16 protein-coding genes and 1 pseudogene are annotated in these 16,792 nt (G+C 64.5%); 9 read left to right on the top strand and 8 right to left on the bottom strand.

What is annotated here, in order from left to right; translation table 11 throughout:
• Positions 1–55 precede the first annotated feature (55 nt).
• The 7 genes from AC1DR1_RS21625 to AC1DR1_RS21595 form a co-directional block, all read right to left on the bottom strand.
• Complete coding sequence (locus tag AC1DR1_RS21625) at positions 56–1,189, bottom strand: zinc-binding dehydrogenase (RefSeq protein WP_476993283.1); 1,134 nt, start codon at positions 1,187–1,189, stop codon at positions 56–58.
• A 71-nt stretch (positions 1,190–1,260) separates the two neighbouring features.
• A complete protein-coding gene (locus AC1DR1_RS21620; RefSeq protein ID WP_364742565.1) occupies positions 1,261–2,640 on the bottom strand; it encodes an MFS transporter in 1,380 nt (459 codons plus the stop codon).
• Positions 2,641–2,813: 173 nt separating this feature from the next.
• Positions 2,814–3,692: an alpha/beta fold hydrolase gene (locus AC1DR1_RS21615; RefSeq protein WP_476993282.1), complete on the bottom strand. Its 879-nt coding sequence runs from the start codon at positions 3,690–3,692 to the stop codon at positions 2,814–2,816.
• Between the two features lie 3 nt (positions 3,693–3,695).
• Complete coding sequence (locus tag AC1DR1_RS21610; RefSeq protein ID WP_476967598.1) at positions 3,696–4,070, bottom strand: hypothetical protein; 375 nt, start codon at positions 4,068–4,070, stop codon at positions 3,696–3,698.
• On the bottom strand, positions 4,063–4,968 hold the full coding sequence (locus tag AC1DR1_RS21605) for an NAD(P)-dependent oxidoreductase (RefSeq protein ID WP_476993281.1): 906 nt from the start codon (positions 4,966–4,968) through the stop codon (positions 4,063–4,065). Before AC1DR1_RS21605 ends, AC1DR1_RS21610 begins: the two co-directional genes overlap by 8 nt.
• Positions 4,965–5,363, bottom strand: a complete 399-nt coding sequence (gene pcaC, locus AC1DR1_RS21600) for a 4-carboxymuconolactone decarboxylase (RefSeq protein ID WP_476967596.1) — start codon at positions 5,361–5,363, stop codon at positions 4,965–4,967. The genes AC1DR1_RS21605 and pcaC overlap by 4 nt, the downstream gene beginning before the upstream one ends.
• Complete coding sequence (locus tag AC1DR1_RS21595) at positions 5,360–6,784, bottom strand: NAD-dependent succinate-semialdehyde dehydrogenase (RefSeq protein ID WP_476993280.1); 1,425 nt, start codon at positions 6,782–6,784, stop codon at positions 5,360–5,362. Before AC1DR1_RS21595 ends, pcaC begins: the two co-directional genes overlap by 4 nt.
• Positions 6,785–7,019: 235 nt before the next feature.
• Between AC1DR1_RS21595 and AC1DR1_RS21590 the strand changes: the two genes are divergently transcribed.
• Complete coding sequence (locus AC1DR1_RS21590) at positions 7,020–7,913, top strand: LysR family transcriptional regulator (protein ID WP_364742553.1); 894 nt, start codon at positions 7,020–7,022, stop codon at positions 7,911–7,913.
• Positions 7,914–8,018: 105 nt separating this feature from the next.
• Here the strand turns inward: AC1DR1_RS21590 and AC1DR1_RS21585 are convergent.
• Positions 8,019–8,108: pseudogene (locus tag AC1DR1_RS21585) on the bottom strand (PDDEXK nuclease domain-containing protein); the annotation flags it as partial.
• 592 nt (positions 8,109–8,700) lie between these two features.
• On the opposite strand from AC1DR1_RS21585, the gene AC1DR1_RS21580 reads away from it, so the two are divergent.
• From AC1DR1_RS21580 to AC1DR1_RS21545, 8 genes are all read left to right on the top strand, one after another.
• Positions 8,701–9,438: a DUF5058 family protein gene (locus AC1DR1_RS21580; protein ID WP_476993279.1), complete on the top strand. Its 738-nt coding sequence runs from the start codon at positions 8,701–8,703 to the stop codon at positions 9,436–9,438.
• Positions 9,439–9,461: 23 nt separating this feature from the next.
• The gene (locus AC1DR1_RS21575) at positions 9,462–10,223 is read left to right on the top strand and encodes a hypothetical protein (protein ID WP_476967593.1); all 762 of its coding nucleotides are present in this window, start codon (positions 9,462–9,464) and stop codon (positions 10,221–10,223) included.
• Between the two features lie 14 nt (positions 10,224–10,237).
• A complete protein-coding gene (locus AC1DR1_RS21570; RefSeq protein WP_476993278.1) occupies positions 10,238–11,485 on the top strand; it encodes an amidohydrolase in 1,248 nt (415 codons plus the stop codon).
• Between the two features lie 100 nt (positions 11,486–11,585).
• The gene (locus AC1DR1_RS21565; protein ID WP_229992302.1) at positions 11,586–12,572 is read left to right on the top strand and encodes an Lrp/AsnC family transcriptional regulator; all 987 of its coding nucleotides are present in this window, start codon (positions 11,586–11,588) and stop codon (positions 12,570–12,572) included.
• Positions 12,573–12,965: 393 nt separating this feature from the next.
• Positions 12,966–13,322 carry a universal stress protein gene (locus tag AC1DR1_RS21560; RefSeq protein WP_476993277.1) on the top strand — a complete coding sequence of 119 codons (357 nt, stop codon included), beginning with the start codon at positions 12,966–12,968 and terminating at the stop codon, positions 13,320–13,322.
• The gene (locus AC1DR1_RS21555) at positions 13,300–13,812 is read left to right on the top strand and encodes a universal stress protein (protein WP_476993276.1); all 513 of its coding nucleotides are present in this window, start codon (positions 13,300–13,302) and stop codon (positions 13,810–13,812) included. Before AC1DR1_RS21560 ends, AC1DR1_RS21555 begins: the two co-directional genes overlap by 23 nt.
• A gap of 1,063 nt (positions 13,813–14,875) precedes the next feature.
• Entirely contained in the window at positions 14,876–16,219 is a 1,344-nt protein-coding gene (locus AC1DR1_RS21550) for a wax ester/triacylglycerol synthase domain-containing protein (RefSeq protein WP_476993275.1), read from the top strand.
• Positions 16,220–16,672: 453 nt separating this feature from the next.
• The coding region (locus AC1DR1_RS21545; protein WP_476993284.1) for a transposase at positions 16,673–16,792 on the top strand (120 nt) is incomplete at its 3' end.

The following is a 16,792-nucleotide window of genomic DNA, read 5'->3' as shown; positions in this document are numbered from 1 at the left end:
GACCTGGTTAGGGGTCAAGGCGCGGTGTGTTGTTGTCATGGTGATATTCCATTCACTATGGCGTGGAGAGCTCGGGGCGGGGCTCAGCTGTGTCGTCCATAAGGATCGCGGCTCGGGTGACTTCGCGGGCCAGGGACTTTTCCAGGGCCTCTTCAACGTCGTCCAGAGTGAACGTCGCGTCGATCATGGCATCGAAGGGGTACTTGTCCCGGTGCTCCGCGAGGAAGGCCAGGGACTTGTAGAGGTAGCGGCCTTCGTAGCGGTCCACGTGCTTGATGGTGAGCGCTTTGCGAGTGACATAGCCGGGGTCGAACGGCACGGTCCGGCCAGGAGAAAGGTTGCCCATGACCAGGTAGCGTCCTCCTCGGCGGATCTGCCGCAGTCCTTCGGCAAAGGCGTCGGGGACGCCCGTCAGTTCAATTGCGACGTCGGGGCCCTGGCCTCCGGTGAGCCGCTGGATGGCGGTGATCCTTTCCTCAAGGTCCGGGATTTCGGCCATGTTGATCGTGTGGTCCGCTCCGAAGCGCTGCGCCTGGGCCAGGCGCGGCTCGGAAGGGTCGATGACGATGACGGTTGCGCCGCGTTCCTTGGCGACCGCGGCCGCGTTCAGCCCCAACCCTCCGGCGCCTTGGATGAGCAGGGTTTCCCCGTACTGCAGGCCGATCTGGTCAATGCCGAAGGTGACCTGGGAGAGGGCACAGTTGGCGCTGGCGGCCACGGAGTCGGGGATTTCGTCCGGGACTTTGTAGACGTGCTGGCGTGGGTGGATGTAGTAGTGGGTGCCGAAGGCGGCGTGGAAGTGGGGGGCTTCCTCCGGCTGCTTGCCGAAGAACTCGTAGGCGTTGTCGCAGAGGTTCGGCTGCCCGCCCAGGCACCGGGCGCAGCGATCGCAGGTCTGGAAGTAGGTGGCGACGATGCGGTCTCCCGGGTTGAGCGGCTGGCCGGCGTTGTCGGTGGGGCGGCCGTCCCCGATGGCGGCGACGGTTCCGACCATTTCGTGGCCGAGGCCTCCGCTCTTCTTCACGGGGTGCTTGCCGTTCCAGATGTGCAGCTCGGAGCCGCAGACGTTGGCCCGGGTCACTTTCATCAGGATCGCCCCGGGTCCCGGGGCAGGCAGGGGATACTCGGCGTAGTCGAGTTCCCGGGGGCTGGTCATGACGGCCACGCGGCCGTAGGCGGGTTCAGACATCTAGGGTCTCTTTCGTCGAAGGCAGTTGCCGGYGGCTCGTCGGCGCCCCGCAACTGCCTGGTCGAGGGTTGTTAGTGGGCTGACTCGTCGGCCGGGGCTCCCCCGGCGACGGCCGGGATGTGCACGGGGTCGGCGACGTGCTGGTGCTTGCGGGAGAAGAGGACCGCGACGCCGGAGAGGACGCACGGGATCGCTCCGAAGAGGAATGCGGCGGTCGCCCAGTTGCCGCCGCCGGAGAGCAGGGTGGCCGCCAGTGCACTGGATAGGATCGCGCCGATGGGGCCGACTGCTGCAACAAAGGTTGCGCCGCGGCCGCGGATGCGGGTGTCGTAGCTTTCCCCGACGAAGAAGAGCACGCAGGAGTACGGTCCGATGAGGAAGAACGTTCCGAGGCTGTAAAGCGCGACGACGGTCCAGAAGTCGCTGGGACCGAAGATCATGGCGGTGAAGACGATGCCGCCGGTGATCCAGCCGAAGGCGATGACGTTGCGGCGCCCGAACTTGTCGCCGAAGAACCCGTGCGTGAGGTAGCCGAGGTAGGCGATCACGTTGGACATCAGGAGAATGGCGAGGGAGTTGGTGAAGGACACGTTGTGGACGCTGACCAGGACGGTGGTGCCGAGCACGCTGAAGACCTGGACGGGAAAGTAGTTCAGGATGTGGCCCAGCCCCAGGGCCAGGGTGGTGCGCAGGCTCCGGCCGCGGAAGACGTCCGCGAGGGTGCTGCGGGTTTCGTGCTCTTCGATTCCGAGGGCGGCGGAGAGGTCTTCCGCGTCGGCATGGCGGCCTGTCTTTTGGAGTTTCCGGATTTTCTGGATGGATTCGAACTGCGGTGATTCTCGCAGTTTGCGGGCCAGTGCCGCGACAATCAGGGACGGGATGGCTGCGAAGACGAAGCATCCGGCCCATCCGATCACGGGAAGCAGGACAGCGGTCAGCGCGGCGGCGAGGATGGCGCCGATCGGCCAGCCGCCCTGGACGAGGGAGTAGATGAAGCCTTGGCGCTTCTTGATCCGGGGGTCATCGGACGCGCCGTAGAGCTCGCTGAGGTAGGCGCCGTTCACGCCTTGTTCGGACAAGCCCAGGCCGCTGAGGGACCGGATGGCCACGAGGACGGCGACCGGGACGATTCCGCCGAGTGCGGTCAACGCCGAGGCGATGCCTGCTCCAGCGGTGGTGAAGGCGAGTCCGGCCTTGCGGCCGAATTTGTCGACGACGGGCCCTGCGATGAGGCCCATGCCGACGGCGCCGACGGACATCCAGGTGACCATGGTGGCCTGTTCGGCTTCGTTCAGGCCGAGTTCTCTCCCGAGTTCGGGCAGCAGCGTGCCGAAGAGGATGAAGTCGTAGACCGCGAACGCCCAGGCCAGGAAGCAAAGGATGGTCGCGAATTTGATCTGCCGGTTGGTGACGTGCGCCGGCCGCCAGGCCGTGTTGCTGTTTGTGGACATGATCCACCTCCATTGGTGGGTTCAGGGGGCTGAGGTTGGGGTGTGCAAGCGGTTTTTGGGCGTGACTGCCTGGGGACGTGGCGGCAGCGGTGCCTGTCAGGATGTGATGCGCGCCGGTGATGCGGGCGCCGGGTGCGGCGGGCCGGGGTGTCCGGCCCGCCGGCGGTGGGTCCTTAGCGGGACTTGGCTTCGATCTCGGCGAGGATCGGCAGGAGGAACTTGCGGAATTCGGGGTAGTTCTCGGTGACCGGGAAGTGGCCGAGTTTGGGCATTTCCCAGAACTTGGAGCCCTTGACCAGGTTCGCGACTTCCTTGGTTTCGGCCGGGGAGGTGTTGKGGTCGTATTCGCCCGTGAGCAGGTACAGCATGCACTTGCTCGTGTCGATGGCGGCTGCCTCTTCCGGGGAGACGTTGTGGTCGTAGTAGTAGTAATACAGGTCGCCGGCGAAGACGCCGGGGCCGCCGGACTGGTACTCCCACTGGATCTCGCGGACGTTCTCCTCCGGGGAGTACGGCGAGATGTTCAGGAGCATGGCCGCCCCGATGGAGTTGCGGGAGACGTTGGGGTTGTCGAACTCGCGGCGGATGCCGTCCATGCCGACTTCCACGTACTCGGCCGCGGAGCGCAGGGCCCCTTCCACGGAGATCGTGGCACGGTAGCGGTCGTTGAAGTTGGAGGCCAGATCGATGGCGAGGTGCCCGCCCATGGAGCTGCCCAAATAGACGGGACGGTCCAGCTCGAGGGCTTCGGAGAGGGCGTTGGGGAAGGCCATCATCCGGGATTTGGTCATGTTGTATTCCTGGGTCCACCACTTCTCCCCGTGCGGGGGAAGGGACTTGCCGTGGAAGGGCAGGTCGAAGGCGATGACCCGGTAGCGGGACGTGACCTCGGCGTCGTTGAGCAGGTGCCGGTACTGGCGCCCGTCGGAGCCGGCGGTGTGCCCGACGAGGAGCGGGATGCCTTGCCCGGCCTCTTCGTAGTAGACCCGGTATTCGACGTCCTCGACGGTGAGGTAGACGTAACCGCCCTTGATAGGTTCAAACTTTGCCATGACTTACGCTCCTTCGACGTTGAGCTGGCGGAAGATTTGCATGAGCCGGTTCAGGGCCGGCAGGTAGGCATAGAGCTGGTGGGTGTTGCTGAGCAGGACTCCGTGCTTGGCGGAGGAGCTCTGCAGGGACTGGAAGAACGGGCGCGGGTATTCGGCGGTCATGTCCTTCCACTGCTCGTCGGTGCCTTTGATCCAGATGGCGGCGTCCTTGGGGTCGGTGCCGGAGGGTTCGACCGTGAGGAGCTTGCCGTCGTCGTAGGAGGCCAGCCAGGCCTTGTCGCCGATGGCGACATGGAGTTTGCCGGTGTAGTAGCGCATTTCGCGGTTGAACTCGAAGTCCTTGGTGGCGCTCTGCAGCACCTGTGCGAAGTCATGCATGGATTTGCCTTTCATCGTTGAAAGCCGGAGTGGTGGTGGCGAGGTATTCGTACATCCTCGTGTGGTCCTCGGCGCCGTGGCCGGCATCGAGGGCGGACTGCCAGATGTTTTCGCAGTCGCGGCTGAACGGGGCATCGATGCCCAGGGAATCTGCCAGGGCCGTGGCGATCTTGATGTCTTTGGTCATCAGTCCGATCGGGAACCCGGATCCGAACGTTCCGCTGAGCATGAACTGTCGGACCTTGTTTTCGGAGGTGTTGCTCCGTCCGGAGGACGCGTTCAGGACCTCGGTCATCGTCGCCGGATCGATGCCGAAGCGCTCACCCACGCGGATCGCCTCGACGGTCGCGGCGACCGACGCGGCCGAGACGAGGTTGTTCAGTGCCTTGGCCGCGTGCCCGGTGCCGGCCTTGCCGACGTGTATGACGGATTTGCCCAGGACGTCGAAGATGTCCTTGGCCTGGTCCAGGTCGTGCCAGTTGCCGCCGACCATAATGGCGAGCTGCCCGTTCTGGGCACCGCGGACTCCGCCGGAGACCGGGGCGTCCAGATACCGCATCCCTTGCCGTTCCAGCCGCTGGCCCAGGTTCCGGGAGCGGATAGGTTCGGAGGATGACATGTCGATGAACAGGGTGTTCAGGGACGCGGCCGTGGCGACTCCGCCGTCGGTCAGCACCCCTTCGACGATGTCGGAGTTGGGAAGCATCGTGATGATGACATCGGCTTCCTGCCAGGCGCCCTCGTCGGCGGCGGTCCTGGCGTCCGGGTGTTCGTCCTGAAAGCGCTGGACGGCGCCCTCATCACGGTCGTTGACGATCAGCCGGTGGCCGGCGTCGGCAAGACGTGAGGCCATGGGGAAGCCCATGTTCCCGAGTCCGATGAAGCCGATGGCGCTCATGCCTCGGCCTCCATTTCCTTGAAGACCTCGCGGGCCAGGCGGAAGCTTTCCAGTGCGGCGGGGGCGCCGCAGTAAATGGCGACCTGGAGGAAGACCTCTTTGATTTGTTCCTTGGTCACGCCGTTGCGGATGGCGCCGCGGACGTGGACCTTCAGCTCGTGGGGCCGGTTCAGGGCGCTGATCATGGCCAGGTTGATCAGGCTGCGCTGGGCGCGTTCCAGGCCGGGCCGGTTCCAGACATCGCCCCAGCAGTATTGGGTGACGAGTTCCTGCATGGGCATGGAGAACTCGTCGGCGCTGTCCATGCTGCGCTGGACGTACGCGTCGCCGAGGACTTCCCGGCGGGTGGCGAGGCCTTTGTCGAACAGTTCCTGGTTGGTGGTGGTGGTGCTCATTGGGTTACTCCTTTGGCTGCCTCTTCGGCGGCGTTGAGTGGTGTCTGGTCCCAGACCGCCTGGATGTTGGTGAATTCGTGGACGCCGAGGTAGGACAGCTCCCGTCCAAAGCCGCTCTTCTTCACACCGCCGATGGGGATCCGGGGGTCCGAGATGGAGAGGCCGTTGATGAAGACGCCGCCGGCGTCGATCCTGCGGGCCATGGCCCGGGCTTTGGCGTTGTCGCCGGTCCAGATGGCGGCGCTGAGGCCGAATTCGGAGTTGTTGGCCTTGGCCAGGGCATCCTCGGCGTTCTCGGCGGCGATGACCGTCGCGACCGGGCCGAAGATCTCTTCCTTGAAGGCGGTCATGGACTCGGTAACACCGGCAAGGACGGTGGGGGCGTAGAACGAACCGGGACCGGGCAGCCGATGGCCGCCGGTAAGGAGCTCGGCCCCCTCCGCGACGGAGCGTTTGACCTGGTCATCGACATCACGCAGGGCATCCTCCTTGGCCATCGGGCCAACGAAGGTTTCCGGATCTGCGGGGTCCCCGACCTTGAAGCTTGCAACGCGGCGGGCCAGTTTCGCGGTGAACTCGGCGTAGACGGCGCGTTCGACAATGATCCGCTTCGCCGAGATGCACACCTGTCCGGCATTCACCATGCGCCCGGTCGCCGCAGCGTCCACCGCCTTGTCCAGGTCGGCGTCGGCAAGGACGATGAACGGGTCCGATCCCCCGAGTTCCAGGATGACCTTCTTCAGGGCCCGCCCGGCCTCCGCGGCCACGCTCTGCCCGGCCGCGGTGCCGCCGGTTACGGCCACGCCAGTGATTGCCGGGGTATGGATGATGGCCGGCACGTGATGGCGGTCGCAGTTCACGACGGCAAAGGTGCCTTTCGGAAGACCCGCTTCCTCCCACAGTGCCTCCAGGGCCAGTCCGCAGCCCACAACGTTCGAGGCGGGCTTGAGGAGGTAGCCGTTGCCGCCCAGAATGATCGGCGCGGCGCCCCGGAAGACCTGCCAGACAGGGAAGTTCCACGGCATGATCGCCAACACTGTGCCGGTGGGCAGGTAGGAGACGTAGGCTTCCGGACCGATCGTCGTCGCGGTGTCCTCGAGCATGGCCGGGCCGTTCTCGGCGTACCAGTCGAGCGTGTTCGCGCACTTGGTGACTTCGGCCTGGGCCTGGGTGACCGGCTTGCCCATTTCTGCGGTAATCACGCCGGCAAGCTTCGCGGTGTCGCGGCGCAGCAGTTCCGCCAGCCGGCGGAAGACCTCCGCGCGCCGTGCTGGAGACGTGTCCCGCCAGCTGGCGAAACCCTCGGCGGCGGACCGGACGACGTCCGTGACGGCCTGCTCATCCAGATACGGGTAGATCGCGACGTCTTCGCCGGTGGCCGGGTTCGTCGACTTCGCGACGGCAACTTCGATAGTGCCCATGATGTGTTCCTTCAAGTTCGTGTGATGGGGCTAACAACGACTCTAGAAGCACGGGACACTTTGATAAATATGAAGTTTCCGAAGTTTCACTTCTCGTAAAGAGAACGATTAGCCGGTGTTTAGCTTGCCCACTCCCCTGTCGCCCTGCATCGGTTGAAAAGGAACCGGAGGGCTGTCATTCTTCTGTAAGCGTGATGTTTGGTTACATCACTTCGCTTTTGGAGAACAGAGGACCATGGAGATCTCGCAGCTGGAAATCTTTATCGCCGTCGCGGAGACGGGCAGCATCACCAAGGCGGCCACCAAGTTGCTTCGTGCTCCCTCGAACGTGTCGACCCGTATTCAGCAGCTGGAGCGGGAATTGGGCGTTAAGCTCCTCGTGCGCGACAAGCGGCAAAGCTCCCTCTCGGCCGATGGCGAGCTCTTCCTGGACCATGCGCAAAGGATCATTGACCTGGTCAATGATGCCAAGGCGTTCTCCACCCAGGGCACACCGCGCGGCCGCTTCCGGCTGGGAGCCCTGGAGAGCACCGCAGCGGTGCGCATCCCGCCCATCCTCGCCGCCTTCCACCTCCACTACCCTGCCGTGGAACTGGAACTGGACGCCAATTCCTCCGGCCACCTCTTTGACCGGCTGCTCAACGGCCAACTCACGGCGGCCTTTTCCGACGGCAAGCCGGCTGTACCTGCCCTGACGGGAATCAAGGCCTTCAGCGAGAACCTGCGCATCATTACACCCCAGTCCGTGACCGAGATCAACGATGATTTCAGGGCTTCCCATCCGACAGCATTTGTTTTTGGCCGTGTCTGTTCCTACCGGCAGCGGTTCGAGGACTGGCTCGAATCAGAAGGTATCGTGCCCGGGCGGATCGTTGAAATCTCGTCTTACTACAGCATGCTCGCCTGCGTCGCGGCGGGCGCCGGCATCAGCATGATCCCCGAATCCCTCCTCGAAACGCTGCCGGGCGCAACCAGGGTCCAGGCGCACGAAATGCCCGGCCGGCTCGGCAGCGCTGAGACGTGGCTCATGTGGCGCCGGGACTGCCGCTCGGCCAATCTCAAGGCCTTCATCGCCGAACTTAAGGATCACCTTAGCCCTGCCGACACGGACATCACCGTGGCCGCGTAGAGGACCGGCACACGTGGTTTGCGCCACGGCAGAAGGCCCCCGCTGTGTTGCGAGCAACAGCGGGGGCCGGCTTGTGCTCAGGCAAACGTCCCCGGCCCGGGCAAGGAGCACGTCATCGACAAGGGCGACGTAGAAGTTGAGCTTGCCGGCGTACTCGGGCTGAAACTTGCCCGTCTTGAGCTCGATAACCACATAGCCCGTTGACCGCACTAACGACCCATCCGGCGGTTGATGCCCGGCACGACTCCCCCGCCAGAACCGGGCCAGTTTGTGCAGACACTGTCTGCACAAACCGCTCAATTGTTATCCCTGGATTTGCCGCTGCTGGGCATCCAAGTCTTGACGAGGTAAACGAGACATGTCCTGGGGAAAGACGCTGTTCCATGCGGATTCAAGTCATTTCTGAAGTGCCTGCTGGAGCGCAGGAGAACTGGGAGCGGACCGCCAAGGATTTCCCCTGACTTCGTGGTGCCCTCCCAGCCCGCGGCGGCGATCGGCTGCCTGACTTTCGTTCGTCGCGGTATTCGCCGTGGCCTCGTTCCGGTTCTTCGGCATTTCCCGCGGGGCTGAGCCTAGCTCGCATGAGGCGCCGTCCTGGGCTCTGCCCCGCTACCGCCGAATTTACGTCGCTGCTTCACTCTGGTGATCTGCCTGAAACATAGAAACTGTGTACTTATGGACGTTCGGTGCTGTAAAAATGAAATAAAGCGGCACCAGCAGTTCATGTAGCTCAATTTATAGACACTCGCACAAAGGAGTGTTCCCTTAGTTTCCAGAGGAGAAAAACGTGGTTGTCGCCGCTGTCGATCCCGGTTCCACAGATATCACCGCTTTGATCCACCACCCCGTCCTGTGGGCCTCCGCGGTGGGCGTTTTCGCCGTCGTCATCCTCCAGTCGGCCATATACTTCAAGGCCATCAGGAAGGCGGCTCCCGCAGCGGAGCTGACGCCGGCACAGGTCACCAGTTCGGTCCGCTCCGGCGCGGCCGCCGCCGTCGGTCCATCCCTTGCCGTGGCGCTCATCGCCATCTCGCTGCTCCCGCTGTTCGGAACGCCCGCAGTGCTCACGCGGATCGGCCTGGTTGGATCGGCGGCCTTCGACGTCGCGGCAGCCGGCATTTCAGCGGGCACGCAGGGCGCACAACTGGGAGGCCCCACGTACACGCAGAAGATCTTTGCGATCGCCTTCGCTGCCATGACCATCGGCGGCCTCGCCTGGATGCTGACCGCGCTGATCCTGACCCCCATTCTGAGCAAAGGCGACGCCAAGCTCCGCAGGGTGAACACTGCAGTGATGGCCATCGTGCCGACGGCGGCGCTGCTGGGCGCCTTCTTCACCCTTGCTTTCCAGGAGGTGCTCAAGTCGCCCGTCCACCTTGTCACGATGCTCGCCTCCGCGGCGGCGATGGGCGTCTGCCTGCTGCTGGCGCACAAGCTCCGGCTTCCGTGGCTGCGCGAATGGGGGCTGGGAGTGTCCATCATCGTGGCCCTCACCGGCGCGTTTCTCATGACCGCAGCAGCCTGAAACAACCGACAGGAGCCCTTCTGATGTCCACCTCGACTTCCACAGACACAACTGCACAGTTTTCGGCGTTCGACCGCACCACAAACATCTGGGGCCCCATCACGCTGGGGCTCGGACTACTGTTTTCCCTCGCTGCCGCGCTGTACGCCGCCTTCGGCACCGGGATGGGAGTGACGCCGCTGGAACTGGTCACCGCCGTCGGTGCCGTCTTGGCCACCTTCGGCATCATCGCCGTGATCGAGCCGGTGTCCTACTTCCCCATTCTGGGGCGTTCGGCCATGTACCAGGCGTTCCTGATCGGCAACATCGCCAATAAACTGCTGCCGGCGGCCATCGTGGCCCAAGCCAACCTCGGGGAAAAACCGGGCACCCGCCGCGCCGAACTCATCGCCGGCAGCGCCATTATCGGGGCGGTGCTGGTCCACATCACCACCCTCATCCTCTTCGTCGGCGTATTGGGAACCTGGCTCGTGGGAATGCTCCCCGCGCCGCTGATCGCCACTACCCGCAGCTACATCCTGCCCGCGATTTTCGGGGCCGTGGTGCTGCAGAGCGTCATGGCCATGAAAAGCCGCCGGACCACCATCGCGGCGGTCATCGTTGCCGCCGTCATCGTTTTCGCTGTTGTGCCACTGGCACCGGGACTGACGTACTTTGCCACGGCGCTTGCCGTCATCATCACCATCGCTGCCTCCTGGTTTGCGCGGTCCAAGGATCCGCAGGTCCCGGCGGCTGAGTCGACCGAAACCAGCCAGGCCACCCGCATTTCCGAACCCACCCACTGATAGGGAAGCCAGCAATGACCATCATCACAGGCGTACGCCTGACCCCTGCCGTCGAAGTTCCTGAGTCGTTCATAGAGGACTATGTCGGCGTCTACAAGCACCTGCATGCTCACCCTGAGCTCTCCGCCCAGGAATTCCAGACCGCCGAATACATCGAGCGCCACCTCGCCGGGCTGGGCATTGAATCCTTCCGCTGCGGCGTGACCGGGGTTGTGGGCATCCTGCGGAACGGTGACGGCCCGGTCATCGGCTTCCGCGCCGACACCGATGGCCTGCCCATCGCAGAACAAACCGGCCTGGACTACTCCAGCCACGCCAACGGCCAGTTGCCTGACGGAAGCATTGCTCCCGTGATGCACGGCTGCGGCCATGACACCCACATCGCGTCCGCCCTGGCCTTGGCTACGCTGCTCAAAGAACGCAGCCGCCTCTGGGGCGGAACGCTGGTACTCATCTTCCAGCCCGGCGAAGAGACCGCCTACGGCGCCAAGGCCATGATCGACGACGGCCTGTGGGACCGCGCTCCCAAACCGGAAGTGGTGCTTGCCCAGCACGTCATGCCCATCAGCGAGGGAAAGCTGCTTATCCGGGGCGGCCACATGGCGAGCCTCGCCGATTCGTGGAAGATCACCGTGCACGGCCAGCAGGCCCACGGCTCCCAACCGGAAAGGTCCATCGACCCGATCGTCGCCGCCTCCGCAATGGTGCTGCGCCTGCAGACCATCGTCTCCCGCGAACTGGCGCCCTCGACACCCGCCGTTGTCACCGTGGGGACATTCCACGCCGGCCTGAAGGAAAACATCATCCCGGAATCCGCCGAGTTCTCCCTCAACGTCCGGACACCGGATGAGGACACCCGGGCAATGGTCCTCGCTGCGATCCGGCGGATCATTTCGGCCGAAGCGGCTGCCTCGGCAGCGCCCGAGCCCACCATCACCGAGCTCAACAGCTTTCCGCGCTGCTACAACGATCCTGCGTCGGCGGACCGGGTGATCGAGGCGTTCACGGCGGACTTCRGAGCCGACGCGCTGATCGATGCGCCGCTGGGCATGGGGTCGGAGGATGCAGGGTGGCTCAGCGACGCCATCGGTGTTCCGGGCGTTTTCTGGGCCTTTGGCGCTTTCGACCCGGAGCTTTTCGACGACGGCGACGCACCGGCCGGCAACCACTCACCGTTCTTCGCACCGGACGCCCGTGCCGCCGTCGTTGGCGGAACAAGTGCCGCGCTCTCCGGGGTGCTAGCCTATCTGGGCCGGAACTGAAATGCGCGGGGGCGGCGGCGAGCCCGCCGCCCCGTTCCCCTTCCGTGGGCGCCGCCTTTCGGTGTCGTAGCCTTCGCAGTAACAGGACAGGAGCCGGGACGTGGAGGAGCTTGATGGGCTCGACCGGCAGATCGTGGCTGCGCTGGTGCGCAACGGCCGCGCCTCTTGGCGCCTGATCGCTGACGTTTTGGGACAGCAGGAACGCACTGTGGCGCGTCGCGGCAACAAGCTGCTGGAATCCGGTGTGGTGCGCACCAATTCCTTCATTAACCCGGCATCGGTCAGCTCGCGCTCCGCTTTCCTGCTGCGCGTGACGGCCGCCCCCCGGGAGCTTCGCCAGGTCTGCTCGTGGCTGGCTGCGCAGGACGAGTCGTCGTGGGTCAGTGCGCTGTCCGGCGCGAACGAGGCTGTGGCTGAGATGTTCATTTCCGCCGATGAACTTGGCGGGCTGCTCTACCGTCGCCTGGCGGAAGTGGCGGGTGTGGAATCCTTCACCATGACGCCGTTGCTGGAGTATTTCCGGACCCCCAGCGGCTGGACTCCGGCGATTCTGGACAATGAGCAGTATGCGGCGCTGCATCGCGACGAGGACGGCCAACTGGCGGGGATCCGCAGCGGGCACCCGGTGGCGTCACTCGATGAAACGGGTCGGTCGCTCGCTGAACTGCTCCACCGCAACGGACGCGCCACCGCGGAAGAACTGGCATCCGAATTGTCGGTGTCCAAGGCAACAGTCAGCCGCAGGCTGGAAGCAATGACCAGTTCCGGTGCGCTGTTCATCAGGGCGGTGGTGGACCCGGCGGCGCTGGGGTTCCCCGTGGAAGCGCTGGTCACCATGACCCGTTCCGGCGCGGCGTCGGGGGGGCCGGGAAAGCATCTGGCCGGCCTGCCGGTGACCCGGTGGGCCGCGGCATCCGGCGAGGATGTGCTGGCGCAGGTGGCTGTGGCCACCCTGGATGACCTGCGCGTGCTGCTCGACGATCTCCGCGGGATGGAAGAAGTGACCGCTGTCCGGTCCTCCATTTACGCGGAGATCTTCAAACGCAGCACCGTGATGTACCGGGACGGGGTACCGGAGAAGCCGTAGGCATTCCCGTGACGAACTCGATGCTCGCGGCTTGCACATTTCACCGGCAGCCGCCCAAAAATTCGACCCCACCGGGCCGGTGACCTTAACCTTCCACGGAGCTTGGTCGGTGGAATCGGATCACTTCATAAGATCCGTTATCGGCGTTCCAAAATCCCCGGAAACGCGTGGGGTAAGAGACTATCTGGGGCCGTTTTTGGGGGGCTCGACGGCGCGTACTATCCGGTCAGGACTTTGGGGTAAGTACTGAGGAACTGGAAGACGCTGCGGGCGGCCCGGAAGGTGGCTACCGAAGGCAGTTTGCGAGGCCTGCGGCGGCCGCTGGGAGATGATCTCTGGCTGACCTGAAACCGTGCCTGTTCGGTCGAGTGCGAGGAAACGGCCGGTTCCCGCATGGGGTCTGCACGAAGCGAGGCCGCCCTGATCTGGGCCCTCCAGCGCGCGTCCGGGCACAAGCTGCCGGTCATCGCCGTTTATGCCGTGGACGACCGCTGGATGGCCCCTGACTTCCAGTGGAGGGAGGCCATCCGGGAAGCGGGGCTGGAACTGCTGCAAAAGGCGCAGGACAGCGCCCATGCCCAGGCCCCCGAGGTCGAAGTCGAGATCCAGCTCCGGCACGGCAGCGCGGGAGCGGTCCTCATGGAAGCCTCCAAGGACGCCTCCATGCTCGTCGTCGGGGACACACGACCGGCACCGGCTCGACGGCGGACCGCTGACCAACCGCGCCTTGCAGGTTGTTTCCGCCTCTGACAGCCCGGTCGCCGTCGTCCCGCCCACGCCCGACACGGGCCGCCACGGGGTCGTAGTCGGCGTGGACGGATCCGAGGAGTCACTGCAGGCCGTGTTCTTCGCCGCCACCGAGGCCGACCGCGCCGGCGATGAACTGACCGTGGTCCTTGCCTTCCGCACCCCGGCCAGGTGGGTCGGGACCCGGTTGCCGGCCAGCGGGCTGGCCGAGACCATCATCGAGGAAAACAAGGTAGTCCTCGCCGAATCGGTGGCAGGCCTGCGGGACACGTACCCGGATCTGGTCATCCATCAGCGACTCGAAACTGAGACCGAACCTGCCAAGGCCCTGGTTAACACGCCGCAGGAGGCCCGGTTGCTGGTGCTCGGCAGCCGCGGACGCGGGGCATTTTCCCGGCTGGTGCTGGGTTCCACGGCCCACGCCGTCCTGCTGAACGTCCCCTGCCCCACCATCATTACCCGGCTGCACAAGGTCAAGCACGACGAGGACTGACGCTACCATCCGACCGACGGCGGGGGTCGTCAGCATCGCCATCAGCGGTGCGGCCACCACCATGCCGATAGCATCCACCGTGATCAGCGATCCAGCCTGGGCTGCACCCACCTGGAGGGCACCAGCGATCAGCGGAAGAATGCCGGCAACCACGAACTCGCTGGGTTAGCATCAGGAACCTACGCAGCGTCAGCACATAGACCACCAGCGGAAGCCTGGGCCGCCGTGCCGGTGAGAGTGTCCTTTTTAACGTCGGATTCGCAGTTCCGCTCATGGTCAGTCCTCCCTGCCAGGCACCGCCCGGCGGGCCAGACCAACCCCGGCTCCTGTTATTCCGACACCCCCGGCCTACACCCCGGGAGCTGGTCACGGCTGAAGTTGAAGCACAGGGAAAACTTTGAGGTCATCTGCGGTGGTTCATCGGACCGATCACCCCGCCCTGGGAGGTAGTGGCCGGCCTTGTCCTGAACGGGCAAATGCGGATCGTCGGCCGGTCCACACCTCTGAAAACAGGGGGCCGCCCGCGAGCTGGCACGGTGGCTGYAATCTCCCAAGCCGTAAGCCCCAGGAGAACGTTCACCACGCGCCAAGCTCATGGTTGTCTGCAACCGAGGTGGACGGAGATCCGGAGCGCGCGCGAGCCAAAACTTGGAGAAGCCGGCTGCGCGGAACCTGCATCCGTCAGCAACGCTGGTGGCTGCAGACTGCTAGCAAGTGGGGACGTTCTGCCCTAGCGCCTAAGCCCCATAGACCCAACAGTGAGGTCATGACGACCAGGTCGGGTTGCAGGCTATGCCTGCTCCGCAAATTGTAGGTTGCAAGGGCAGGTGCCCCGCCTGCCAGCCTGTCTTGGCCTTGCCTCTGATGATGAGCGCCGCCTCCACCCTGCTCAGACCCGGCCGGCGCCTTGGTCGGGCAGGCTCCTGACGGGCATGCACACGTCCTTCACAGCGGCAAGGAATATGGGTCGTCGTTGCGGTATGTCAGGTGTCGGCGCGCCCCTCTGTTTTCTGCGCTCCAAGGAGTACAGGGAACCCCGAGACCCGTGTCCAGGAGACCGAAAATGACACCAAGACCACATGTCGACCGGGTGAGCGCCGAGGACATGATGTCTCTGGACGCGGACATCGGCTCAGCACCAATGCAAGTGGGGGCCATTCTCATGCTCAGCACGGAAGCCGGCGAAGACCCGGTTTCCCTTCTGGATACACTGGCGCTTCGGATCGGCGCTGTTCCCCGGCTGCGTCAACGACTGGTCACTGTCCCCTTCGGTTGCGGGCGTCCCATTTGGACAGATGATTCCGGCTTTGATCCGGCACATCATCTCGTCGTGATCGCCTGTCCGGCGCCCGGCGGCGAGGAAGCCGTGCTCAACATTGCAGCCGAAATGCTCGTCACCCCGTTGTCCCAAGACCGTCCGCTCTGGTCAGCCAAGCTCATTACCGGCGTAAGCCAGGACCGCACAGCGCTTGTTTTCATTTTTCATCATGTCCTCACCGATGGAATTGGAGGCCTCGCCGTCCTGGAGGCCCTGGCAGCCACGGAAGAAGACGGGTGGGGTGGCCGCCGGGAGCCAGAGACCCCAGGCTCGGCGCTGCACCTGGCCATTGACGCTGCAAGGAGCCGATTCAACGCACTGGCCCGGCTGCCGGCCGCACTGCGGACCGCACTGCGGACCGCAGCCGCCGGAGCCTCCGAGCTGCGGCCGATGGGCAAGACCAGGGCTGCCCGCACTTCACTCAACCGCCCGACGGGTCCGCAACGGACGCTTGCCGTCCTCCACTGCGAGGTGGAAGAAGTCAAAACCGCCGCACACCTGCAGGGAGCGACAGTCAACGATCTCATCCTCGCCGCCGTCTCGACCGCCCTGCACCGCCTGATGCTGGGACGGGGCGAATATGTCGAAGAGTTCGTGATCTCCGTATTATTCTCGGCACGCCGCCACACATCAGTCACCTACCTGGGCAACCGTAGCGGAATAATCCCTGTACGCGTTCCCGCGGTCGGTCCGGCCAAGACACAGCTGGCGGCACTTGCCGCAACAATGAGGATTGCCAAGCAGCAGCCTCCCGGAGCCTCCGCTGCACTCATCGGCCCCATATCTCGGACCCTCGCCCGCCTTGGCGCCTACCGATTCTTCATAGACCACCAACACCTTGTCCATACCTTCGTCACGAATCTGCGGGGGCCCGAACATGCCTTGGTGATCGCGGGCAGGCCGGTAACCGGGATCATTCCGGTCGGAGCGATCAGCGGTAACGTAACGGTTGCGTTTGCAGTCCTCTCCTACGCCGGCGTGCTGACCATCACCACAATCGCCGACCCCGAGACATGCCCGGACCTGACAAGACTGCATGAGGAACTTGCCAGGGCCCTCCACGCTCTGACGGTGACTGGACCTCCATGAACTTCGCCCCGAGAATTCCGCCCTCAATCAATTCGATTCAGGTCGATCCATTCTGCGAGAGCAGACGGTTTCCGTCGGCGTCGATCACGACGCAGTGGTGGTGGGCTTTGCCGGCGTCGATGCCGGCCCACAATTTCGCCAAACAGCCTCCAGTCTGTCGGATGGGTGGAACCCGGCAGATAACCGCGCCGTCGTGTCCTTATCCGGCGATCATGTCGCGTCTCTCAATCGGTTCGGGTCATCGCGGGGCGGCGGGCGGCCAATCCTACGGAGCCCTCACGACACGAGTCTTCCGGCCACAGCAACAAATCCATACCCGCCTCCCCCGGGCAGCACGACCCTAAAACGGCCACGGAACCACCCGTCAACACCATAAGGACTGGGCCGCCACGGAGTTCTCGGACAGTGGACCCCCTTAAAATCGGGGGACTACTGAAATGAGGAATGTGCAGAATGCCTGCATCACGTCGCCGGTTCAGCCAGGAGTTCAAGGACCAGCTGTGCGAGGAAGTCGTCTCGACTTCGAAAACAATCAAGTCCGTCGCCGACTCGTACGGGGTCGGTGCCGAGACG

This window comes from Arthrobacter sp. P4_F10 (genome assembly GCF_056401435.1).
This window is presented reverse-complemented; position numbering and strand designations above follow the sequence as displayed.